Annotated in this window: 25 protein-coding genes; 12 read left to right on the forward strand and 13 right to left on the reverse strand. The window is 71.8% G+C overall.

The window, feature by feature from the left end:
- The coding region (locus AB0J69_RS58230) for an MFS transporter (protein WP_364137276.1) at positions 1-566 on the reverse strand (566 nt) is incomplete at its 3' end.
- Positions 563-1,336 (reverse strand): DeoR/GlpR family DNA-binding transcription regulator, encoded by a 774-nt coding sequence (locus AB0J69_RS58235; RefSeq protein ID WP_364137277.1) that lies wholly within the window; start codon positions 1,334-1,336, stop codon positions 563-565. The genes AB0J69_RS58235 and AB0J69_RS58230, both read right to left, overlap by 4 nt.
- 23 nt (positions 1,337-1,359) lie before the next feature.
- On the opposite strand from AB0J69_RS58235, the gene AB0J69_RS58240 reads away from it, so the two are divergent.
- The 4 genes from AB0J69_RS58240 (at position 1,360) to AB0J69_RS58255 (ending at position 4,038) form a co-directional block, all read left to right on the forward strand.
- Entirely contained in the window at positions 1,360-2,331 is a 972-nt protein-coding gene (locus tag AB0J69_RS58240; RefSeq protein WP_364137279.1) for a YafY family protein, read from the forward strand.
- 145 nt (positions 2,332-2,476) lie between these two features.
- Positions 2,477-3,091 (forward strand): LysE family translocator, encoded by a 615-nt coding sequence (locus AB0J69_RS58245; RefSeq protein ID WP_364137281.1) that lies wholly within the window; start codon positions 2,477-2,479, stop codon positions 3,089-3,091.
- The gene (locus tag AB0J69_RS58250) at positions 3,088-3,822 is read left to right on the forward strand and encodes an alpha/beta hydrolase (protein WP_364137283.1); all 735 of its coding nucleotides are present in this window, start codon (positions 3,088-3,090) and stop codon (positions 3,820-3,822) included. The genes AB0J69_RS58245 and AB0J69_RS58250 overlap by 4 nt, the downstream gene beginning before the upstream one ends.
- Positions 3,823-3,825: 3 nt before the next feature.
- Complete coding sequence (locus AB0J69_RS58255) at positions 3,826-4,038, forward strand: hypothetical protein (RefSeq protein ID WP_127933033.1); 213 nt, start codon at positions 3,826-3,828, stop codon at positions 4,036-4,038.
- On the opposite strand, the gene AB0J69_RS58260 is transcribed toward AB0J69_RS58255, so the two are convergent.
- Both AB0J69_RS58260 and AB0J69_RS58265 read right to left on the reverse strand, forming a co-directional pair.
- Positions 4,035-4,481: an SRPBCC domain-containing protein gene (locus AB0J69_RS58260; protein ID WP_364137286.1), complete on the reverse strand. Its 447-nt coding sequence runs from the start codon at positions 4,479-4,481 to the stop codon at positions 4,035-4,037. The two genes, AB0J69_RS58255 and AB0J69_RS58260, sit on opposite strands and share 4 nt — an antisense overlap.
- Positions 4,478-4,813, reverse strand: a complete 336-nt coding sequence (locus AB0J69_RS58265; RefSeq protein ID WP_364137322.1) for a metalloregulator ArsR/SmtB family transcription factor — start codon at positions 4,811-4,813, stop codon at positions 4,478-4,480. The genes AB0J69_RS58260 and AB0J69_RS58265 overlap by 4 nt, the downstream gene beginning before the upstream one ends.
- 65 nt (positions 4,814-4,878) lie before the next feature.
- Between AB0J69_RS58265 and AB0J69_RS58270 the strand changes: the two genes are divergently transcribed.
- Positions 4,879-5,220, forward strand: a complete 342-nt coding sequence (locus AB0J69_RS58270) for a VOC family protein (RefSeq protein WP_364137288.1) — start codon at positions 4,879-4,881, stop codon at positions 5,218-5,220.
- Positions 5,221-5,247: 27 nt separating this feature from the next.
- Here AB0J69_RS58270 and AB0J69_RS58275 read toward each other — a convergent pair whose 3' ends face one another.
- Positions 5,248-6,126, reverse strand: coding sequence for a hypothetical protein (locus AB0J69_RS58275; RefSeq protein WP_364137290.1), 879 nt, complete (start codon positions 6,124-6,126; stop codon positions 5,248-5,250).
- A gap of 108 nt (positions 6,127-6,234) precedes the next feature.
- Between AB0J69_RS58275 and AB0J69_RS58280 the strand changes: the two genes are divergently transcribed.
- Positions 6,235-6,729 carry a CGNR zinc finger domain-containing protein gene (locus tag AB0J69_RS58280; RefSeq protein ID WP_364137292.1) on the forward strand — a complete coding sequence of 165 codons (495 nt, stop codon included), beginning with the start codon at positions 6,235-6,237 and terminating at the stop codon, positions 6,727-6,729.
- Between the two features lie 169 nt (positions 6,730-6,898).
- Here the strand turns inward: AB0J69_RS58280 and AB0J69_RS58285 are convergent, their stop codons facing one another.
- The 5 genes from AB0J69_RS58285 to AB0J69_RS58305 all read right to left on the reverse strand — a co-directional run bounded on the left by AB0J69_RS58285 (position 6,899) and on the right by AB0J69_RS58305 (position 12,292).
- Positions 6,899-7,777, reverse strand: coding sequence for an LLM class flavin-dependent oxidoreductase (locus AB0J69_RS58285; protein ID WP_364137294.1), 879 nt, complete (start codon positions 7,775-7,777; stop codon positions 6,899-6,901).
- 364 nt (positions 7,778-8,141) lie between these two features.
- Complete coding sequence (locus tag AB0J69_RS58290) at positions 8,142-9,146, reverse strand: DNA-binding protein (RefSeq protein ID WP_364137296.1); 1,005 nt, start codon at positions 9,144-9,146, stop codon at positions 8,142-8,144.
- Between the two features lie 172 nt (positions 9,147-9,318).
- A complete protein-coding gene (locus AB0J69_RS58295; protein ID WP_364137298.1) occupies positions 9,319-10,749 on the reverse strand; it encodes an alpha-amylase family glycosyl hydrolase in 1,431 nt (476 codons plus the stop codon).
- A gap of 249 nt (positions 10,750-10,998) precedes the next feature.
- Complete coding sequence (locus AB0J69_RS58300; protein ID WP_364137300.1) at positions 10,999-11,367, reverse strand: hypothetical protein; 369 nt, start codon at positions 11,365-11,367, stop codon at positions 10,999-11,001.
- 247 nt (positions 11,368-11,614) lie between these two features.
- Positions 11,615-12,292 (reverse strand): alpha/beta hydrolase, encoded by a 678-nt coding sequence (locus AB0J69_RS58305; protein ID WP_364137302.1) that lies wholly within the window; start codon positions 12,290-12,292, stop codon positions 11,615-11,617.
- 490 nt (positions 12,293-12,782) lie between these two features.
- Here AB0J69_RS58305 and AB0J69_RS58310 point away from each other — a divergent pair, with 490 nt between their 5' ends.
- The 3 genes from AB0J69_RS58310 to AB0J69_RS58320 all read left to right on the forward strand — a co-directional run bounded on the left by AB0J69_RS58310 (position 12,783) and on the right by AB0J69_RS58320 (position 14,840).
- Entirely contained in the window at positions 12,783-13,583 is an 801-nt protein-coding gene (locus AB0J69_RS58310) for a DinB family protein (RefSeq protein ID WP_364137304.1), read from the forward strand.
- A 2-nt stretch (positions 13,584-13,585) separates the two neighbouring features.
- Entirely contained in the window at positions 13,586-14,269 is a 684-nt protein-coding gene (locus AB0J69_RS58315) for an alpha/beta fold hydrolase (RefSeq protein ID WP_364137306.1), read from the forward strand.
- A 97-nt stretch (positions 14,270-14,366) separates the two neighbouring features.
- Positions 14,367-14,840, forward strand: a complete 474-nt coding sequence (locus AB0J69_RS58320; RefSeq protein ID WP_364137308.1) for a GNAT family N-acetyltransferase — start codon at positions 14,367-14,369, stop codon at positions 14,838-14,840.
- Between the two features lie 75 nt (positions 14,841-14,915).
- On the opposite strand, the gene AB0J69_RS58325 is transcribed toward AB0J69_RS58320, so the two are convergent.
- Positions 14,916-15,443, reverse strand: coding sequence for a signal peptidase II (locus AB0J69_RS58325; RefSeq protein ID WP_364137310.1), 528 nt, complete (start codon positions 15,441-15,443; stop codon positions 14,916-14,918).
- Between the two features lie 556 nt (positions 15,444-15,999).
- Positions 16,000-16,467, reverse strand: a complete 468-nt coding sequence (locus AB0J69_RS58330; RefSeq protein WP_364137312.1) for a VOC family protein — start codon at positions 16,465-16,467, stop codon at positions 16,000-16,002.
- Positions 16,468-16,867: 400 nt separating this feature from the next.
- Here AB0J69_RS58330 and AB0J69_RS58335 point away from each other — a divergent pair, with 400 nt between their 5' ends.
- Positions 16,868-17,071 carry a hypothetical protein gene (locus tag AB0J69_RS58335; protein ID WP_364137314.1) on the forward strand — a complete coding sequence of 68 codons (204 nt, stop codon included), beginning with the start codon at positions 16,868-16,870 and terminating at the stop codon, positions 17,069-17,071.
- Between the two features lie 78 nt (positions 17,072-17,149).
- Positions 17,150-18,130, forward strand: a complete 981-nt coding sequence (locus AB0J69_RS58340) for a tyrosine-type recombinase/integrase (protein WP_364137316.1) — start codon at positions 17,150-17,152, stop codon at positions 18,128-18,130.
- A gap of 288 nt (positions 18,131-18,418) precedes the next feature.
- On the opposite strand, the gene AB0J69_RS58345 is transcribed toward AB0J69_RS58340, so the two are convergent.
- Positions 18,419-18,562 (reverse strand): hypothetical protein, encoded by a 144-nt coding sequence (locus AB0J69_RS58345; protein WP_364137318.1) that lies wholly within the window; start codon positions 18,560-18,562, stop codon positions 18,419-18,421.
- 564 nt (positions 18,563-19,126) lie between these two features.
- Between AB0J69_RS58345 and AB0J69_RS58350 the strand changes: the two genes are divergently transcribed.
- Complete coding sequence (locus AB0J69_RS58350) at positions 19,127-19,528, forward strand: nuclear transport factor 2 family protein (RefSeq protein WP_364137320.1); 402 nt, start codon at positions 19,127-19,129, stop codon at positions 19,526-19,528.
- Positions 19,529-19,697 lie beyond the last annotated feature (169 nt).

Genomic DNA, 19,697 nt, shown 5'->3' on the forward strand with positions numbered 1-19,697 from the left:
CGGGCCAGGCTCCGGTTGCCCGGGCGGGCCAGCGCCGCCAGCACCACCTCCCGGCGGCGGCCCCCGATCGCCGCGCCCGCCGTCCAGAACGTGAGCGCGGGAGCCAGCCCGTAGTGGGCCGACAGCCCGCCGGCCGTGGCCCCGGCGAACCCGCCGACGCTGAAGACGGCGTGGAAGGAGGACATGATCGGCCGCCCGTGGGCCCGCTCCACCTCCACGGCGTTGGCGTTCATGGCCACGTCCAGGATCCCGTGCACGATCCCGAACAGCAGCAGCGCCCCCGCCAGCGCCCCCAGTCCAGGGGCGTACGCGGCCGGGACCAGCGCCAGGCCCTGCACCAGGGCGGCCGGGATCATGACCCGGCTGCTGCCGTACCGGTCGACCAGGCGGCCCACCGCGGTCATCCCGATGACCGCCCCGGCCGCGATGGCCAGCAGGGCCAGGCTGAGCTGGCCGTCGCCGAGCGCCAGGCGCTCCTTGATGGCGGGGATGCGCGCGGTCCACGTGCCGACGGCCGCGCCGGCCAGGAAGAACAGCAGGTAGACGGCCGTACGCTCGCGCCTCATCCGGCCTCCCTGACCAGCACTCCGGCCGCCACCAGCGCGTCGCGCTCCTCCGGTGGGATGCCCGGATCGGTCACCACCACGTCCAGCCGGGTGATCGGGCACACCGCGCCGAACGCCGTACGCGCGAACTTGCCCGAGTCGCACGCCACGATCACCCGCCGCGCCGAGGCGATGGCCGCCTGCTTGACCGCCACCTCGGGCAGGTCGTGCGCGGTCAGGCCGTGCTCGGCCGACAGGCCGCAGCAGCCGATCACGGCCGTGTCGAAGCGCAGCGCCCTGATCGAGCTCTCGGTGAGGGGCCCCATGAGGTTCAGCTCGCCCTTGCGCACCTCGCCACCGGGCAGCACCAGGCGCACGCGCGGCGCGGTGGCCAGCGACATCAGCGCCTGCAACGCCAGCGGCAGCACGGTCACGCGCCGGTCGGCCAGCGCGCGGGCCACCTCCAGCGCGGTCGTGCCGCCGTCCAGCACCACCGCCTCCCCGTCGGCGATCAGCGCGGCCACCTCCGCGCCGATGAGCCGCTTGACCTCCACCGCCTCCCGCTCGCGCACCCCGAACGGCGGCTCCTCGCCGCGCAGCAGCAGCGACAGCGCGCCGCCCCGGATGCGGCGCACCACCCCCTGCTGGGCCAACTCGTCCAGGTCGCGCCTGATCGTCATCTCGGACACGCCGTGTTCGGCGGCCAGCTCGGCCACGGACACGCTGTCCTGGGTCCTCAAGGTGTTCATGATGGCTCGCACACGTTCCATGTGTTCATACAAACACGACATATGTGAGCAATACAATGGGGGGCATGCGTGCCAGCCGTCTCCTCTCGCTGCTTCTGCTCCTGCAGACGCGCGGCCGCATGACCGCGCCTGAGCTGGCCGCGGAGCTGGAGGTGTCGGTCCGTACGGTCTACCGCGACGTGGAGGCGCTGTCGGCGGCCGGCGTGCCGGTCTACGCCGACCGCGGACCGGCCGGGGGTTACCAGCTGCTCGACGGCTACCGCACCCGGCTCAACGGGCTGACGGCCGAGGAGGCCTCGTCGCTGTTCCTGGCCGGTCTGCCCGGCCCCGCCGCCGAGCTGGGGCTGGGCGAGGTGGCCGCCAACGCCGAGCTGAAACTGCTGGCCGCGCTGCCGCCCGAGCCGCGCTCGCACGCCTCGCGGATGCGCGAGCGGTTCCTGCTGGACGTGCCCGGCTGGTACCGCTCGGCCGACGACGTGCCGCACCTGAGCGAGGTGGCCGAGGCGGTGTGGGACCGGCGGCCGCTGCACATGACCTACCGGCGCTGGGGCCAGCAGGAGGTGGACCGGGTCATCCATCCGTACGGGCTGGTGCTCAAAGGGGGCTCCTGGTATCTGGTGGCCGCGCCGCCGGACGGCAGCCCCCGTACGTACCGGGTGGCGCGGATCCTGACCCTGGAGACGCTGCCCGGGCGCTTCGCCCGGCCGGAGGGGTTCGACCTGAGCCAGTTCTGGGCGGCGTACGCCAAGGAGTTCCGCGAGCGCATGTACACCGCCGAGGCCGTCATCAAGCTCGCCCCCGGGTACGGTGACCTGCTGGCCTACACCATGGGCGCCGACGTGGTGGCCGCCGCCCTGGCCGCCGCGGAGCCGCCCGACCCCGAGGGCTGGCTCACGCTCACCGTGCCGATCGAGTCGCTCACGCACGCGCGCTGGCTGCTGCTGCGCATGGGCGCCGGCGTCGAGGTGCTCGGCCCGCCGGAGCTGCGCGCGCTGATGGGCGAGGCGGTCGCGGAGCTGGCCAAGCTGTACGGCTGAGACGGTCGCGGGGGCCGGCCGAGCTGTACGGCCGAGGAGAGCCGGCCGAGCCGTACGGCTGAGACGGTCACGGAGCCGTGCGGTCGAGGCGTGCGGACGGAAAACCAGGAGATATTCCGCCCACGGGTCTGCCAGCATGCCGCGCATGTACCTACTAGCATTCGCGGGCGCCTGCGTCCTGGTGGCCATGGTGCCCGGGGTCAGCACCGCCATCATCCTGCGCCAGACGCTGCGCGCCGGCCGCGGCTCCGGCCTGGCCGCCACCCTGGGCAACGAGACCGGGATCCTGCTGTGGGGGCTGGCCGCCGCGTTCGGCCTGTCGGCCCTGCTGGTGGCCTCGCAGGTGGCCTACGACGTCATGCGCGTGACCGGCGCCGCCATCCTCGTGATCATGGGTGCCCAGGCGCTGTGGCAGGCCCGCAAGGGCGCCCCGCCCGCGCCCGAGGGGGAGGTGGTGCCCGGCTGGCGCGGCCCGTACCTGGCCGGGCTGGGGACGTGCCTGGCCAACCCGAAGGCGGCGGTGTTCGCGCTGTCGTTCCTGCCGCAGTTCGTCCCGGCCGGGCAGGACGTGCCGCTGACGCTCGTGACCCTGGCCGTGGTGTGGGTGGCGGTGGACCTGCTGTGGTACGGGCTGCTCATCTGGGCCGTGGGCAAGGCCAAGGAGTGGCTGGGCCGTCCGGTGGTCCGGCGGCGGCTGGAGCGGATCTCCGGCGTGGTGCTGATCGGGCTGGGCGTGCGGATGGTGGTGGAGGCGCGATGACGATCTGGCACGCCGAGCGGGGGGCGGGCGAGCCGGTGGTGCTGCTGCACTCGACGGCGACCGACTCGGGCATGTGGGACCACCAGTGGGAGGCGCTGGCCGAGCGCTTCCGCGTGATCAAGGTGGACTTCCGCGGGTACGGGCACACCCCCTACCGGGCGGAGAAGCCGTACAACCACGCCGACGACGTGGCCCGCGTGCTGGCCGCGCTGGGCGTCGCACAGGCGGCGCTGGTCGGCTCGTCGGGTGCGGGCCGGGTGGCGCTGGAGCTGGCGGCCGCCGGGCTGGCCGGGCGGCTGGTGCTGCTCAACCCCATCTCCACCCTGGAGCCCACGCCCGACCTGCGGGCTTACTGGGAGGAGGAGGGACGCCTGCTCGAACTGGGCGACGTCCAGGGAGCCGCCGAGCTGAACGCGCGCATCCTGCTCGGCCCCGAGGCGACGGACGTGGCCTGGCGGCGGGTGGTGGAGATGCAGCGGCACGCGTTCGAGGTGCAGCTGGCCGCCGATCCGGAGCCCGAGCAGTTCGAGCACGAGGTGTCGCCGGCGGACGTCGACGTGCCGGCGCTGGTGGTGGCCGGCGCGCACGACCTTCCGTACTTCCTGCACAGCGCCCGCCACCTGGCCGGCGAGCTGCCCCGGGCGCGGCTGGTGGAGCTGGAGTGGGCCGGGCACCTGCCGGCCCTCGAACGTCCCGAGGAGATCAGTTCGCTGCTGCTGGACTACCTTTAGTGCATGACGAACGACCTGGCGGCCCTCATGAGACAGGCGCAGGACGACGATCCGCTGCTGGCGCTGCACGCCACCACCGCGCTGCGCCGTGAGATCGAACGCCTGGAGGCGGTCCAGGTCCGGCGGGCGCGGGTGGCGGGGCTGGCCTGGGCCCAGATCGCCGACGCGATCGGGGTGAGCAAGCAGGCGGTGCACAAGAAGTACGGCCGCCGCTAACTTCCCGCCTGCTCGTCCTGGGCCGGTTCCCACTGGTCGGCGAACCAGCCCAGCACGATGTTCCAGGAGTAGCCGCGCCGGATCCGGCCGGCCACGTCCGCCGGCAACGTGTCCAGCCCGCGGTGCTCCAGCAGCACCTCGGTGCCGCCCTCGACGGCGCTGAAGGCCACCTCGATCTCCATCCGGCCGCCCTCGTTGATCAGGTCGGCCCAGACCAGGCGGTGCGGCGGTTCCCAGGTGAGGATCCTGCCGGTGTCGACGTGGCCGCCGTCGGACCACAGCTCGCGCAGGTAGCCGTCCTCGAACCGGATGCCGACCGCGCGGGCGGGGTCGACCCAGCTGTGGCGGCCGCGTACGTACCAGTGGTCGATCTCGTCGGTGAAGACGCGGAACGCGGTCGCCGGGTCGACCGGGACGGTGACGCTGGCCCGTACGGAGTTCACCGGGTGCGCTCCACGTGGTCCTTGAACGAGCCGAGCTGCTCGGTCCAGAACGCCTGCACCTGGTCCAGCCACGCCTGCAACGCGGTGAAGGGCTCCTGGCGCAGCGTGTAGAGGCGCAGCCGGGCGTCGGCCCCGCCGGCCTCGGCCCGGACGAGACCGCCCGCGCGCAGCACGCGCAGGTGCCTGCTGAGCGCGGGCGCGCTCATCTGCACGGCCTGCGCCAGCTCGCCGGCCGGGCGCGGCCCGTCGCGCAGCAGGTCGATCACCTTGCGCCGGGTCGGGTCGGCGAGCGCCGCCAGCGTGGCGTCGATTTCATTAACGTTGCTGTTAATCTTTGCCTGCTTCCGTTAGGCTGTTAATCCTTAACGACAGCGACAATTATTGCGGAGGTACGTATATGCCTGTCGAGCTCGGCTACTACACCCTGTCGGTTCGTGACCTGGACCGGGCGGCCGCCTTCTACGGGGCGCTGTTCGGCTGGGAGTTCAAGCGGGAGCACGAGACGTACCTGCACGTCACCAACACCACCGTACCGATGGGCTTCGTCTCCGGCGGCCCGTCGTCCCAGCCGAACCTCTACTACCACGTCACCGACATCGACGCGGCGGTCGAGCGGGTGCGCGAGCTCGGGGGCCGCACCGGCGAGCTGCTCGACAGCAAGTCGGGACGCGGCTGCTCCTGCACCGACGACCAGGGCACCGAGCTGAGCCTGTGGCAACCCGCCCCCGGCTTCGCCTGACCCGCCCGCGTGCCCCGGGGCTGTTCGTCAGTCGGGGACCCGGACCGTCGTGATGCCGAGCGTGCTCGTCATCGGCAGCAGCCCCGCCTCGAAGACCGCGCCCAGGAACGGCGAGGCGAGCTGGGCCAGCCGCCCGGCCCGCTCCTCCCCGAGGAGCCGCCACGGCTCGGCCGCCAGCTCGTCCGTCATCCGCTCGACCTGGTCGCGCAGCGCCCGCCCCCGCTCGGTGGCCTGCCCGTCGCCCTGGACCAGCCCCCGCGCGGCCAGCCGCTCCCGGGCTTCGGCCCATTCCTGCTCGCTCCAGCCCCGCCCGGCGAAGTTCTGCACCGGCGCGGCCCCGATCGCCGCGAACGACACCAGCGCCTCGCACGGGTCCAGCTCCGCCGCGGCCAGCGCCGCCAGGTGGCCGTCGCCGCGGTGCTCGCGCAGCACGGTGGCGGCCTGCCACAACACCAGATGCGGCTCCTCCGGCCACGGCAGGTCCAGGTTGGCCGCCGCGAACGGCCGCCCGCCCACCGTCACGCTCTCGGCCGCCCGCCTGGCCAGCTCAGCCGCCTCGGCCGCGCCCGGCCCGGTCACCTGGTCGCCGAGCAGTCCGCGATAGGTCTTGTCCACCGCCTCCAGCCGCGCCTCCAGCACCTTCTCGGGCGCGGCGACGTCCCAGACGCCGGGCACGTGCCCGGCCACCATGGCCGGGCTGAAGCTGTGGTAGAGCGCGGTGGCCAGCCGCGCGCCGGCCCGCCCGAACGGCGCCGTGCGGTAGGCGAAATAGCTGGGCCAGCGCGACTCCACGTCGTAGCCCAGGGCAGCCGCCTCCGCGAACGCCTCCGGCGAGAAGTACAGAACGGCGTGGATGGGCTCCAGCTGGTGCCACATGCTGCGGGCGAGCCTCGACAATGCGCTCATCACAATCCCTCACTGTCTAGATAAGCTATGCCAGTGACGATAGAGGCATGGCGCATCACTGGTCAATCGCAAATAGACAGTTATGTCGGGAGGTGGGCGGAGCTCGCCGTGATCCTGGTGAACGAACTGCACGTCACCCGGGCCCGCGGCCGCCCCGTCACCCCGCCCGCCGACCGCCGGGCCGCGCTGGAGGAGGCGTTCCTGCGCCAGGGCTGGACGCCCAGCCGCGCCCTCACGTCCGCGGACGCCGACCGCCTCTCGGAGGTGGCGGCCGAGCTGCACCCCGCCTTCGCCGGCGACGTCACCGCCCTCAACCAGGCCCTGGTACGCCACGCCGCCGTCCCCAACCTGCACGGCGATCCGCCCGTCCTGGCCTTCCACGGGCCCGCGGCGGACCTGCCCGACGCCTGGGCCGCCGACGCCGCCACGGCGCTGGCCATGGTGATCGGGGTGGGGCAGGGGGTACGGCTGCGGTCGTGCGAGGCGGAAGGGTGCGAGCTGGTGTTCTTCGACGTCACGCGGAACGCCTCGCGACGCTTCTGCGGCCTGTCCTGCCAGAACCGCGCCAAGGCCAGCGCCTACCGGGCCCGCCGCCGCGCCTGACGCCCGTCGCGGTGGTGTGGGTGGCGCGCGCACGTAGCGCCACCGCGGCCTGGGGGCGGCAACCGCTCGGGAGGTGTACGACGCCGCCCGGGCATCGATCGCGCCCGCCGCCGGCCACTCCGTCGCCCAGGGCGGGGACCGTGGGAGGCCTCAGGCCGGATGGCGGACGTCAGCGGGACAGCCGTGCCCGGGCCTCCGCCAGGATCTCGGCCTGCCGCATCCAGTCCCCGCCGTCCAGGCCCAGCCCGACCGCGTCCGCCCCGGCCTCCGCGTACGCCGCCAGCCGATCGGCCACCTGCGCCACCCCGCCGGTGACCGGGATGTCCTGGGCCTCCTCCGCCGACATGCCGTGCATGCCGACCAGGCTGCCGATGAAGGACTCCAGCGCGGCCCGGTCGTCCACCAGGATGGCGTGCCCGCCGACGGACACCGACGGCACCGGACGGCCGAGCTCCCCGGCCAGCTCCCGCAGCCGGGCCACCTTGGGAGCCAGGCCCGCCGGGCTGATGAGGGACGGGGCCCAGCCGTCCCCGTACCGGACGGCCCGGCGCATGGCCGCCTCCGAGTTGCCCCCGACCAGGATCGGCGGGACGGCGGCGGCCGGCCCCAGCGTGACCTCGGCCTCGCCCACCCGGGTCGGCTCCCCGCGAACGAGTCCCGGCAGCGCCTGCAACGCGGCGTCGGTCCAGCGTCCGCGCCCGCTCGTCGGGGCGCCCACCGCGCGCCAGAACGGCGAGCCGGGAAAGCCGCCGATCCCGACCCCGAGCACCACCCGCCCGCCTGAGAGGTGCTGCAGGGCCTGCACCTGCGCGGCCACCCACGCCACCGGCCGCAACGGCAGGCTGAGCACGCCGAACTCCAGCTCGATCCGCTCCGTGGCGGTCGCGGCGGCGGCGAGCACGACCGCGGGATCCCACCCCGGCGTGCCGTCCCCGATGATCACATCGGCCATCCCCACGGCGTCGTAGCCGAGCTGCTCGAGGTGGCGGGCCCGCGCGAGGTCCGGCACGCCGTTCGCGTCCATGGGCAGGCTGGTGGTCAGCCGCATCACGATTCTCCTTGTAGGTTGCCGACGGCCAGGTTGCGGACGGCCTGGTAAGCCACGCTAGAACCTCAAGCAGAGTTGACATCAACCCCACCGCCGCCGTCGGCGCCCCATCAGCACGCCCGCCGACGCGACGCCCGCCACAGCATGACCGCCATGCCGCAGCGGCTCGCTCTGCCCGTGCGACACCCGCCGTGCTGGCCGTCCCTCGGCGGCGGCACCGCCCGCAACGCGGCCTCAGCTCGGTGCGGGCGCCGGTACCCGCCCGCGCCGAGTCGCGGCCGCGTTTCAGCAGCTGACCAGCCGTGCCGGGGCGGTCGTGGTGCGGCGGCCGGGCCGGTGGTGCCGGGGCGGTCGAGCCCGTGGGTCAGCCGGTGATGTCGGTTTCGATGTGCGTGACGGCCGTTATCGCGCCGTAGGCCAGCAGGTAGACGGTGCAGTGATCGCTGAAGCGCCGGTCGGTGGCGCGCCAGGCGGCCACGTCCTCATCGGTGAGGGTCTCCGGCGCCAGCCCGGCCAGGATCGCGATCCGAGCACCCAGCACCTCCTGCTCCGACAACCCCGGCACCTCTGCCAGCGCCTGGTCCACGCCGCCGAACAAGCGGCGCCCCCGGTGCTCGGCGATCACTCGCGCGACGGCGCTCGCCGCCGCCGGTGAGAGCAGGCCGCTGCCCTGGGCCGCGGTGGCGACAAGGGCGGCGTACGCCGTGCCGATCGGCAGGCCGGCTGCCCACTTCGGCTCGGGTCCGGTGGGCAGCCCGTTCAGCAGCGGCAGCGTGGCGCCCGGCCGCAACTCCTGGCCGAGCTCGCGCAAGACGGGGGCACCCTCGAACGGCGGCTCGTCGTCCGGGTCCATGCTGCCCGGCGTCAGCCCGGCCGGCAGCATGGCCGCCGCCACCCGGTTGACGAAATGCCCGAACAGCGCGGTGCCGACGTACTCGGCGGCCCGCTCGCGCGGGAACGGCGCCGGCTCCGGCTCCCGGTCCGCCACGCCGGTGGCGGCTGCCCAGCTCAGCAGCGCCGCAAGCCGCTGGTCGCCGGGCGGGTCACCGCGCTCGACGGTGTCGGCGAGCTCCTGCTCGCCCAGCAGACGGAGCACCGACAGGAACGCCTGGACGTCGTACTCCAGCCTGTTGGCCTGCGCCACCCCCAGCGCCACCACCATCTTCTCCAACTGCGGAACGTTCCCCGCGAGTTGCGCCTCCCGCATCAGCGACCAGCCGGCCGCCATCACCTCCGGTGCGGGCGACGTCATCATCACCGCCGGCCCGATGCTGCTGAACTCGGCGTTGACCTGCGCGTACACCTCGGCCACCACGCCCTTGGCGCGCTGGGGGGAGACGGGGGCGATGTGGCGGATCAAAGATGACATGGACGATGCCCTTCATGGAGGTCGTGCTCGGCAAGGGTTCGAGCATCGCCGCCGGGACCGGCCGTGTCGTCGTACGGGCGGAGACAACGTGCGTTACTTCGCAGGGGGTACGGGCGGGCGCGGCTACCGCTGCGGAGGTACTCCCGAGGGGCGGGCCCGGTGAGGCGTGCGGTCAAGCGCGGAAGGAGAGGATGCGCCAGCCGTGGGGCGGGACCAGGGCCGGGTCGTCGTTCGCCGGCGCGCCCGCCTCCGTCACGGGGGTCGCGGGCTCGTCGGTCAGCGGGAACCGCCGCGGGGCGTCGTCCAGGTTGAGCAGGGTGAGCAGGGTCTCGCCACCGTCTCCGGCGGTACGCAGGGCGGCGCCGTGGTTGTCCAGGTGGTGCACGCTGGTGCGGGCCCGGGCCAGCCAGGGGCGTCGTCGGCGCAGGGCTATCAGGCGGCGGTGCAGCTCGAACACCTCCCACGCGCCCTCCGGCAGATCGGCGGAGAAGGTGCACGGTGCCGCGGGCTCGGCGGACTCGGCGGACTCGGCGGGCCCGACGGTCTCAGTGGGCCCGACGGTCTCAGTGGGCTCGGCGGGCTCGATGGGCTCGGGGGCGGCGGGGAAGGCGGGGGAGCGGTCGGAGCTGCGGAGTGCGGGGGAGGCCGGGAAGGCTGGGCGGATGGCGTCGTCGCCGCCCTCCCGTTCCTCCTTGACGCCGCGCAGGCCCAGCTCGTCGCCGTAATAGACGCTCGGCACGCCCCCGACCGTGAACAGCACCGCCAGCGCGTGGCCCAGGTGGCGGGGGTCGTCCAGGCGGGTGGCCAGGCGGGTGACGTCGTGATTGCCGGTGAAGGTCTGCGGCGCGAAGGTGGCGAGCATGGCGGCGTGCCGGTCCAGGGCGTGCGCGAGCTCGTACAGGTTGCGGTCGTTGAGCGAGCTCCAGAGGGCCTTCCACAGCTCGTACTGGGTGACGGAGTCCAGGCCCGAGCGCGCGACGTAGTCGGCGTAGTCGCCGTGGATGACCTCGCCGACGAACCACGCCCGCGGGTGGCGGGCCCGTACGCGGGGCAGCACCGCCTTCCAGAACCCGGCCGGTACGGCGTAGGCCGCGTCCAGCCGCCAGCCCGAGGCCCCCCGGTCGAGCCAGTGGGTCAGCACGGAGGCGACATGGTCGCGTACGCCCTCCTGCCCGTGGTCGAGCGCGACCAGCCGCCCGTGACCCTCGAAGGTCTCGACGTCGCCGTCCGGACCCCGCCTGAGCCAGCCGGCGTCGCCGGTGAAGGAGCGGCCGACGTGGTTGAACACGCCGTCGAGCACGATCCGCAGGCCGCGCTCGCGGGCCCCGCCGACCAGGGCGTCGAAGTCGGCGTCGTCGCCGAGCCGGGGGTCGATGGCGAAGTGGTCCACGGTGTCGTAGCCGTGTGTCTCGGAGGCGAAGATCGGGCCCAGCAGCAGCCCGGTGCAGCCCAGCTCCGCCACGTGGTCCAGCCAGGGCAGGAGCCGGCGCAGCCGGTGCCGTACGGGGCCGTTGCCCGGCGTCGCCGGCGTGATGGGGGCGCCGGTGAAGCCGAGCGGGTAGACCTGCCACCAGATCGCCTGGTCACTCCACGAAGGCGCCATGCCCTTTACGGTAGACCGAAACCCCCGCCACGCCTCCGCCCGGGTGCCGTCCCCGTCAAACCCGTCCGGTACGCCCCCACTCGTCGCCGCGCCTCCTGCTTTCCGGCGCCACACACCGTGCCGGGCAGGCGTTCGGTCGTTCACCGAACGCCTGCCCGCTCATGGATCGCGTCCGCCGGTCGGCGATCAGCGCCCGCCGCTCGGCGCTCGGCGTTCGGCGATCAGCGATCAGCGATCAGCGATCAGCGATCAGATCGTCACGCAGGGCAGGCCGACCGAGTTCCACTTCCCTCCGATGCGGGACCAGCCCTCCGCGCAGACCTTCCCGCTGCCCTTTCCGGCGTAGCGCCGGGTGTCGTGGTTGGCGGGCCAGTAGCCGTTGGGCGAGCTGACCCTGGGCCGGCCGGGGCCCCAGAAGTCCAGGTGACCGTCCTGAACGTTGGTGTGGTCGAATTCGCCCCAGACCTGGTATCCGGATCCGGTGTAGGCGGTGTAAATGCATACGTTGTTGTTGCAGCCGGATGGTCCGTTCTCGTCGGCTCGCGCCGTGCCGGCCGACGCGAAGAGCGTTGCGCTCGCGGCGAGCATGGAGAGACCGAATGTGATGGGTCGACGCATGTGTTTCCTTCCCCCGGTGAATGTCCGGCCGCAGCGCGGCCCGTACGTCTCCATTTTCCTGGGGCGGAAGGCATTGCTCCAGGTCAGAAACAGGACATTGGCCGGACAGGGGACGGACACATCGTGGACGATTTCGTCGCTTGCGAATTATGTGTGTCGCGGAGCCGAAGTCGTGTCACTGGTGATATTGGATTTTTGATGGTTTTACTGGAATCGAAGGAGAAAGGCGGTGTATTTCGGTTGGAGTTCATCGTGGGCGCGTCGTCAGGTGGGTGAGGATCAGGTCGGCCACCGCGTGCGGGGCCTGGAGATGCATGTCATGGCCGGTGGCGAGGTCGGCGAGGGAGAGCAGCGGGGTCTGCTCGGCGGCCGCCGTCAGTTCGCGGGCGAAGCCCCGGACGTAGGCGTCGAAGGCCGCCGAGACGTCCGGGGGCAGCATCGCGCTCAGGTCGGCGCCGCTGGAGGAGACGACGAGGAGGGGACAGCGGGGCCGCCGGTAGACGTGGAGAAGGTCGAGCGCGTCCATCTGGGCGATGAAGTGGGACATCTCCGGATCGTCCGTTGTCTGCTCGATGAGGAACGCGCGCATCGTACGCTCGGCCTCGACCGGGTCGACCCCCTCGAAGGGACCGGTGGGATTGGTGTGCCCGTCCAGGTTGACCGCGAGTGGGCATTCGGGGTGCTCCGTCGCCCACAGGGCTGCGACGATGCCGCCCAGGGAGTGCCCGGCCACGGCCGGGCGCGTCAGGCCGTGGCGCTCGATCGTCTCGCCCACGTACTCCACGGCCCCGGCCCAGGACCACGAGCCCAGCTCCGGCAGCTCGACCGCCACCGTACGCAGGCCCGCCGCCTCCAGCAGCGGGGCGGCCGGCCGCCAGTCCGCAGACGTGCGCCCACCGCCCGGCAACAGGAGAATCTCCACCACCCCGGCACCCTTTCCGACCGGCGTTCCACCCCGCAACCCGATTTCGGCCCCCCACACCCCGTCACTCCTGCGCCTGGCCTCCCATGCCACGCCGCCGATCCCCCGGCGGGTCGCGCTCAGCCACACGCCTCGGCCGTGCCCGCTGAACCGCCGACCCAACGGGACGACCCTCCGGATGCCGGTGGCCGCACACCGCCAAAGGGCATTCGGCCCCGGCAAGGCGGGGCCTGGAGCAGGGCGTCCGTGGAGCGGGCCGCTGCGCATGGGGCAGGGCGTCCGTGGAGCGGGCCGCTGCGCCTGGGGCAGGGACTCCTCGGGCGGGGCGTCCGTGAGCGAGGCGCCCGTGGGGGAGATGGCGGGAGGGCACCCGGCGAGGCGGATGTGGTCGTGGTCGGATGGATCTCGCATCGTGCCGGCGGCCGGCCTCCGCGGCACCTCACGGGCGGAACCGGCAGCGGATCGTCCGGAACAGGTCCTACCCTGATGCCCCATGACCGAGTTCCACGAGCAGGACCTCAGCGGAGCGGACTTCGAGCGCGTGAGCCTTCGGGCCGCCACCTTCAGCCGGGTGTCCCTGAACGACGCCCGCATGCAGGCGATCGACTTCACCGGCGCGCACATCCGCGGCGCCCTGTTCAACCGGAGCCGGCTGCGCGGCGTGGAGCTGGTCGACGTCGAGATCAGCGGCGAGCTGGGGAACGTCGTCGTGAACGGCGTCGACATAGCCCCGCTCGTCGACGCCGAGCTGAACCGTCGCATGCCCGAACGGGCGAAGATGCGCCCCGGCGACGCCGACGGGTTCCGTGAGGCGTGGGCGATCCTGGAGCGGCGGTGGGCGGACACCGTGGCCCGGGCGAGGACGTTCCCCGAGGAGGCCCTTCATCGCAGCGTCGAGGAGGAGTGGTCCTTCATCCAGACCCTGCGGCACCTCAACTTCGCCTCCGCCGCCTGGGTGGGCCGGATGGTCCTCGGTGACGCCTCGCCGTGGCATCCGCTGGACCTGCCGTGGGACGAAGCGCCCGGATGGGACGGAATCCCGTGGGACCGCGCGGCACGACCCTCGCTCGACGAGGTGCTGGCGGTCCGCGGTGAGCGGCAGGCGATGGTGCGCGGCGTCATGGAGTCGCTCACCGACGATCAACTCGCCTCCGAGGTGAGCCGCCCCGAGCCGGGCTGGCCGCAGGAGGAGAACTTCCCCGTCAGGAACTGCCTCAGCATCGTCCTCAACGAGGAATGGGAACACCGTCTCTATGCCGAACGTGATCTGACCGCACTCGAGAAAGACAACTGATCATGGACATCCTGCTCATCGCCGGCCTGTGGCTCGATGGATCCGTATGGCGCGAGGTCGTGCCCGAGCTGGAGGCGCTCGGGCACCGTCCCGTTGCGATCACCCTGCCCGGTCAGGGCGGCGGAACGGCCTCGGCCACGCTCGACGACCAGGTGGCGGCGGTGCTGGCGGCGGTGGACGCCCCCTCGGAGACGCCGATGGTGGTGGGGCATTCCGCCGCCAGCACCCTGGCGTGGCTGGCCGCCGACGCCCGGCCGGAGCGGGTCGCCAAGGTCGCGCTCATCGGCGGCTTCCCGGCCGCTGACGGGTCGGCCTACGCCGACTTCTTCGAGGTGAAGGACGGTGTCATGCCCTTCCCCGGTTGGGGGCCGTTCGAGGGGCCGGACTCTGCCGACCTCGATGAGGAGGCCAAGGGAAGCTTCGCCTCCGCCGCGATCCCCGTTCCCGAGGGGGTGGCCAAGGGCGTGGTGCGCCTGACGGACGAGCGGCGGTTCGAGGTGCCGGTCGTCGTCGTGTGCCCCGAGTTCACTCCCGCCCAGGCACGGGGGTGGATCGACGCCGGCGACGTGCCCGAGCTCGCCAAGGCCAAGCACCTCGACCTCGTCGACATCGACTCGGGTCATTGGCCCATGATCACGAGGCCGGCCGAGCTCGCCCGGCTCCTTGCCGCGGTCGCCGACGGGTGAGCGGTGGCGGCTGAGTGGCCGGGGTCGGCGAGCGGCGGGGCCGGTGGGGGAGCGGCGGTGCCCGGAGGGCGGCCGGGTCCCCTTTAGCATGGGGATCATGGTTGCCATCAGGAGTGCTTCGTCCGGTGACGTGGAGGCGATCGCCGCGCTGATGGACCGGCAGCGGGAGACGTACGAGCAGCACCAGCCGGTCTTCTGGCGGCGCGCGGCCGACGCCCGGGCCCGCCACACGGCCTTCCTGGCCGTGCTGGTGGACGACCCGAAGGCCATCTGCCGGGTCGCTGAGCGGGAGGGCGGTTTCGCCGGGTTCGCCATCGGCTCGCTGGTGCCCTCGCCTCCCGTGTACGACCCGGGCGGGCCGACGTGCACGCTCGACGACTACGCGGTGATGGACGACCACGACTGGGCCACGATCGGCGTCGACCTCCTGCGCGCGGTCACGGACGAGGCCCGCCGGCGTGGTGCCGTCCAGGTCGTGGTGGTGTGCGGTCGCGAGGACGGCGCCAAACGCGAGGCGCTCGGCCTGGCCGGGCTCTCGATCGCGTCGGAGTGGTGGACCGCCCCGCTGTGAGCGTCCGGCCCAGCCCCCCTGCCGGGCCCGACCCCGCTACGCGGACGGCCCAGCCTCCTGCCCGGCCCGACCCCGCTACGCGGACGGCCGTTCCGCCTCGGCCGCGGCACCGATGGGGACGCCGCGCAGGCTGAGCAGCAGGAGCAGGGCACAACTCCCGGTGAGGGCGATGTCGGCGACGTTGCCGACGAACAGGCCGCCGTAGTCGATGAAGTCGACGACATGCCCCTGGGCGAAGCCGGGCGGGCGGAAGAGGCGGTCGAGCAGGTGGGACGTGGCGCCACCGAGCAGCCCGCCCAGCGCCACCGTCCAGCCGGGGGAGCGCAGCCGGCGCCCGGTGTAGAGGATGCCGGCGACCGCGGCCGCCGCCGCCAGCGTGAACACCCACGTCACGCTCTCGCCGATCGAGAACGCGGCACCGGCGTTCATCAGCAGCCGGAACCGGATCACCTGCGGGATCACCGTGATGTTCTGACCGTCCGACAGCGCGGAGATCGCCCAGAGCTTGGAGGCCTGGTCAACGAGCAGCACCACCGCGCCCAGCACGAGCATCCACCCGTACAGGCGCAGCCCTCGTCCCTTTGAACCACGTACGTCCGACACCCACGCCTCACAATCTCCGGCCTTTCGCATCGAATCTAGCGGGGCGCGCGCTGCCGTGCGGAGGTCAGGAGATCACGTTCCGGGGAGGGAGGTGTAGGGCAGCAGGCCCGACTCGCGGGCGCCGCGGACGGTCGTGACGAGCGGCCGCTGCTGCCGCACCGGAGCAATCAAGATCGTCGGCAGGATCGGCGCCGAGCAGGCAGTCGCACGGATCCGAGCCGCCCAAGCTCCGGCGCCGTCCCCAGCACGTCGCCCCCGTGCCCCGCGAGCACCTGCGGCGCCGGTGCGGCGGTCGCCGCCGCACCCACAGCGCCTCCAGGCACAGCGCCTGCTTGCCGCCGAAGCCGGAGTAGAGCGCGCCCGTGGCGTTGGCCGGCCGCCTCGGCGATCTCCTCCACCGAGACGGCCGGCGAACCCCTTGCGGGCGAACACCCGCGCGGCGGCCTCCAGGAGCCGCTCCCATGTACGGGGCCTGGCCTCGTCGCGGCTCAGCCGCCGGGGTGCTTCATCGTCATTCACATGGCGGACGTCATTCGGATAACCCTTGCCATGCCGATTACCCGGCAGCCTCCTCCAGCGCCTTGATGTCGATCTTCTGCATCCCGAGCATCGCCATCATGGCCTGCTGGGCCTTGGCCGGGTCGGGGTGCTGCAGCAGCTCGTGCAACCGGCCGGGGATGATCTGCCAGGACAGGCCCCACCGGTCCTTCAGCCAGCCGCACCGCGACTCCTCGCCGCCCTCGGTGAGCTTGGCCCACAGCTCGTCGACCTCCTCCTGGGACTGGCAGTCGACGTAAAGCGAGATGGCCTCGTTGAACTTGAACTCCGGGCCGCCGTTCAGCGCCAGGAACCGCTGCCCGGCCAGCTCGAACGAGACCATCATCGCCGTCCCGGCCGGACCGGGGCCCGCCTCGCCGTAGCGCTGGACGTCCAGGATCCGCGAGTCGGCGAAGAGCGAGGTGTAGAAGGTGGCGGCCTCCTCGGCCTGGTTGTCGAACCACAGGTAGGTGGTGATCTTCTGCATGGTGTGATCCCTCCATCGGGTGGGTTGTCGTTGTCGTCACCAACGCGTCGAACTCTCCCGGCGCGGATCGACACGAGTTCAGAAGATTTTTTTCCGGCGCCAGTCGCTGAAGGCGGACCTGAAGTGTCGGTGCTCGGCGGGTGGGTCCGTTCGAGAGCCGGCGACGGCGACGGGCGTTCGTACGGGTTCGCGCATCGGCTGCTGCAGGAGGCGGACTGCTGGGCTTCGACGTCGCGCCGTGGTTCGTCGATGAGGTCGGCGGCTGCGGTGTGGAGGCGATGGTAGCCGAACGTTGACGATCACTCTTCAAGATCGTTGCGAACGGTACATAATTCGGATTATGTGCCAGTCTGCGTGCTACGCTCAAAGAAGATCACCTATCAGCGAAGGAAGATCACCTATGAGCGTGCGATCATTTCCGCTGACCCTGCGCGTCGCCGTAAACGGAGCAACACCGGATGAGATCAGAGAGGCCGCCGTGGCGCAGGCCCTCTCGTTCTTCGGGTCGAGTGCCGAGCTGGACGTCATCAGCGCGGAAGCGGAGCCGGACGGGGAGCATCACAACCGTTACCACGCGACCGTCGTCTTCCGGAAGGTCGCCTGATGAGCCTTGCCAGCGAGAGCAGCGGAAAAGATGTCGTCGGTGGGGGCGGACGCGGTGGTACGGCGTCGGTGACGGTCAATGACCGCTGAGCTGGCCGTCGCTCGGGGCGAAGAGGTCGCGCTTCCGCTTGACCTGCCGCCGCTCGTCATCGAGATCACGCACAGGTGGCTGGAGACCCGCCGGTCGCCGAACACCCGCGACGCGTACGGGCGAGCGATCCGGCTGTGGTTCACGTACTGCGAGCGCACCGGGCTGGATCCGCTGGAGATGTCGGTGCGGCACGCCGAACTGTACGCCCGGTGGATGGTCGAGACCGCGGTCGCGGCCGGGGACGATCCGCCGGCGCCGAAGACGATCGCGCAGCGGATGTCGGCGGTGTCGGCCTGGTACAAGTACCTGATCAAGAACGACGCCGCGAGGTTCAACCCGTTCGCGGAGGCGGACAGGCCGAACATCGCTCGACGCCACTCGGAAACGACGGCCCTGACGGAGAACGAGGTGCACGCCCTCGTCGAGGCGGCCGACAAGGACCACGGCCGGGAGCGGCTGCGCACCGCGGCGCTGATCCGGCTGCTGGTCCAGGTCGGGGTGCGCATCTCGGAGGCGGTGGACGCGCAGGTCGACGACCTCGGGTTCTCCCGGGGCCACCGGACATTGCGGCTGACGCTGAGGGGCGGCAAGCCGCACTACCGGAAGCTGCCGGTCGAGACGGCGTACGCGCTGGACCGGTACCTCGCTGAGCGGGCGCGCCGGGCGGGCGTAGAACTGCGGGACCTTCGGGGGCCGCTGTTCGCCACCGCCTCGGGCCGCCCGCTACCGCGAGAGAAGGCGTGGGAACTGGTCCAGCGGATCGCTCGCCAGGCTGGGATCGAGTCGAAGGTGACGCCGCACACGCTGCGGCAGACCTGGGCGTCGGTCGCGGAGGCGCGCGGTGCCGAGCCGCGCGAGATCCAGAAGGCTCTGGGGCATGAGTCGTTCGAGACGACGCTGATCTACCTGCGTTCACGGGATCCACTGGAGCAGGATCCTTCGCAGTTGGTGGCGTCGGCGATCGAGTAGGAGGTCCACGTGCCCCAGGTCGAGAACGAGCGCGCTGGACAAGTCGGCATGGGTGCACCACTGCGATGCGATCAACCGGGGAACGTGGACCCCTCGTTCGGTGTGCGGCGGCTGCCGGTAGTCGGTGGTGAACGCCGAGGATGTCGAGCAGTTCCGGCTCGTGTGCGTCTGGTGATGCGGCAGGAGAAATCGTCCGCAGGTGCCTTGCCCCCACCCGAACAGAGGCCGGTGCGGTGGTCTCGTCTTCCCTCGCCGGAGGGCGGGGCAAGCCTGACGCGCGAGGGGCTCCTACTGCACGCAGACGTCGCCGGGGATCAGATCGCAGAGGGCTCCGATTGGATCGATCTGGGCTGCGGCCGGTGCTGTGGTGCCGGTGACCAGCACCGTGGTGGCGAGGGCGGCGGCTGCGAGGGCGGTCAGAATGCGACGCATGTACGTCTCCTTCGGGTAGGTGGGACCTGACACTCCATATTTACCCAAAGCAATATAGTTGCTACTTTACGTTATGGGTCAGGGTTGTTGGCGAATGGGTGCTACGCCCCTTACCTGCTCAAACACCAGTGGATCTTTGTTGGCAAGGGTCGGCATGCCATCGTGGGCGGCTGGTCGGTGCCGGTGGCGCGCAAGTCCTCGCATTCGTAGCGTTCCGGGTCGTTCGGTGCGCTGATCGCGCGAGATCCGTGCATCCTCGTACTCCTTGGCACCTTGGCCGGCTGACAGGCGCTGCCAGGCCGTTCTGGGCAGCCGCTGGGCCGGCTCATCGAGGCGTCGGCTGTCGGCCGCGATGGTGATGCGGTGCCTGACCGCGACGGGGCACGATCACGATCTACGGCCGGAGTACCGACGAGAGGAACAGGTCCTCATTGCGCTCAGATCGACCTGGTCAAGACGGCGGCGGCCGAAGTGCACCCGCTCGGTCCGACCCGTTGTACGGCCGAGCGACCTATAACCAAGGATCTATGCCGTCTCGCCACGCCGCTGCGGCATGGTGGCCATATGAGACCTGACACGCACCCGAACGCCGTGCTTACCCGGCGCTTGTACGATCTGATCGGCAATGGCGATCTCCCTGGTTATCTCGACCTGATCGCCGACGACGCCGTTTTCCACATCGGCGGCGACAGCATCGTGGCAGGCGAGCATCGCGGCAAGGACGCCATCATCAGGCTCGGCATGCTCGTGCGCGAAGAGACGGGCGGCACCTTCCGGACCGGGCTGCTCTCTGTACAGGCCAACGACGCTTACTCGGTCACTCTGCACCGCTGGACAGCGGAGAGGCGTGGGGAGCGCGTCGAGATGGACAATTTCAACGTCTACGGCTTCGAGCGAGGACTGGTCGTGGAACGCTGGGAATATGTGGCCGACCAGCGCGCCCACGACAATTTCTGGCGCCGATGACGGCTCGGCTGACGCCTTCAGCGGTCAGGCGGCCGGGCTCCCAGCGCTATCAGCCACTGCCGGCGACAAAGCAGGCATGAGAAATGAAGATCACCGGTCTACGGCTGGAGTACTGGCCAGGTGGCCTGGTGAACCGGCGGCGCCCGGCGGGAGCACCACCGCTCCCGCC

It is taken from the genome of Nonomuraea sp. NPDC049709 (genome assembly GCF_040674815.1).
In the GTDB taxonomy this organism is placed as follows: Bacteria; Actinomycetota; Actinomycetes; order Streptosporangiales; family Streptosporangiaceae; genus Nonomuraea.

Excerpts from the sequence above, each read along its gene's own strand:
- AB0J69_RS58310 (WP_364137304.1), top strand. The coding sequence starts at position 12,783 with ATGACCGAGTTCCACGAGCAGGACCTCAGCGGAGCGGACTTCGAGCGC.
- AB0J69_RS58240 (WP_364137279.1), top strand. The coding sequence starts at position 1,360 with ATGCGTGCCAGCCGTCTCCTCTCGCTGCTTCTGCTCCTGCAGACGCGC.
- AB0J69_RS58315 (WP_364137306.1), top strand. The coding sequence starts at position 13,586 with ATGGACATCCTGCTCATCGCCGGCCTGTGGCTCGATGGATCCGTATGG.
- AB0J69_RS58250 (WP_364137283.1), top strand. The coding sequence starts at position 3,088 with ATGACGATCTGGCACGCCGAGCGGGGGGCGGGCGAGCCGGTGGTGCTG.
- AB0J69_RS58330 (WP_364137312.1), bottom strand. The coding sequence starts at position 16,467 with ATGCAGAAGATCACCACCTACCTGTGGTTCGACAACCAGGCCGAGGAG.
- AB0J69_RS58245 (WP_364137281.1), top strand. The coding sequence starts at position 2,477 with ATGTACCTACTAGCATTCGCGGGCGCCTGCGTCCTGGTGGCCATGGTG.
- AB0J69_RS58285 (WP_364137294.1), bottom strand. The coding sequence starts at position 7,777 with ATGCGGCTGACCACCAGCCTGCCCATGGACGCGAACGGCGTGCCGGAC.
- AB0J69_RS58290 (WP_364137296.1), bottom strand. The coding sequence starts at position 9,146 with ATGTCATCTTTGATCCGCCACATCGCCCCCGTCTCCCCCCAGCGCGCC.
- AB0J69_RS58345 (WP_364137318.1), bottom strand. The coding sequence starts at position 18,562 with ATGCGTCGCATTCTGACCGCCCTCGCAGCCGCCGCCCTCGCCACCACG.
- AB0J69_RS58300 (WP_364137300.1), bottom strand. The coding sequence starts at position 11,367 with ATGCGTCGACCCATCACATTCGGTCTCTCCATGCTCGCCGCGAGCGCA.
- AB0J69_RS58255 (WP_127933033.1), top strand. The coding sequence starts at position 3,826 with ATGACGAACGACCTGGCGGCCCTCATGAGACAGGCGCAGGACGACGAT.
- AB0J69_RS58270 (WP_364137288.1), top strand. The coding sequence starts at position 4,879 with ATGCCTGTCGAGCTCGGCTACTACACCCTGTCGGTTCGTGACCTGGAC.
- AB0J69_RS58320 (WP_364137308.1), top strand. The coding sequence starts at position 14,367 with ATGGTTGCCATCAGGAGTGCTTCGTCCGGTGACGTGGAGGCGATCGCC.
- AB0J69_RS58275 (WP_364137290.1), bottom strand. The coding sequence starts at position 6,126 with ATGAGCGCATTGTCGAGGCTCGCCCGCAGCATGTGGCACCAGCTGGAG.
- AB0J69_RS58350 (WP_364137320.1), top strand. The coding sequence starts at position 19,127 with ATGAGACCTGACACGCACCCGAACGCCGTGCTTACCCGGCGCTTGTAC.
- AB0J69_RS58340 (WP_364137316.1), top strand. The coding sequence starts at position 17,150 with ATGACCGCTGAGCTGGCCGTCGCTCGGGGCGAAGAGGTCGCGCTTCCG.
- AB0J69_RS58235 (WP_364137277.1), bottom strand. The coding sequence starts at position 1,336 with ATGTCGTGTTTGTATGAACACATGGAACGTGTGCGAGCCATCATGAAC.
- AB0J69_RS58295 (WP_364137298.1), bottom strand. The coding sequence starts at position 10,749 with ATGGCGCCTTCGTGGAGTGACCAGGCGATCTGGTGGCAGGTCTACCCG.
- AB0J69_RS58335 (WP_364137314.1), top strand. The coding sequence starts at position 16,868 with ATGAGCGTGCGATCATTTCCGCTGACCCTGCGCGTCGCCGTAAACGGA.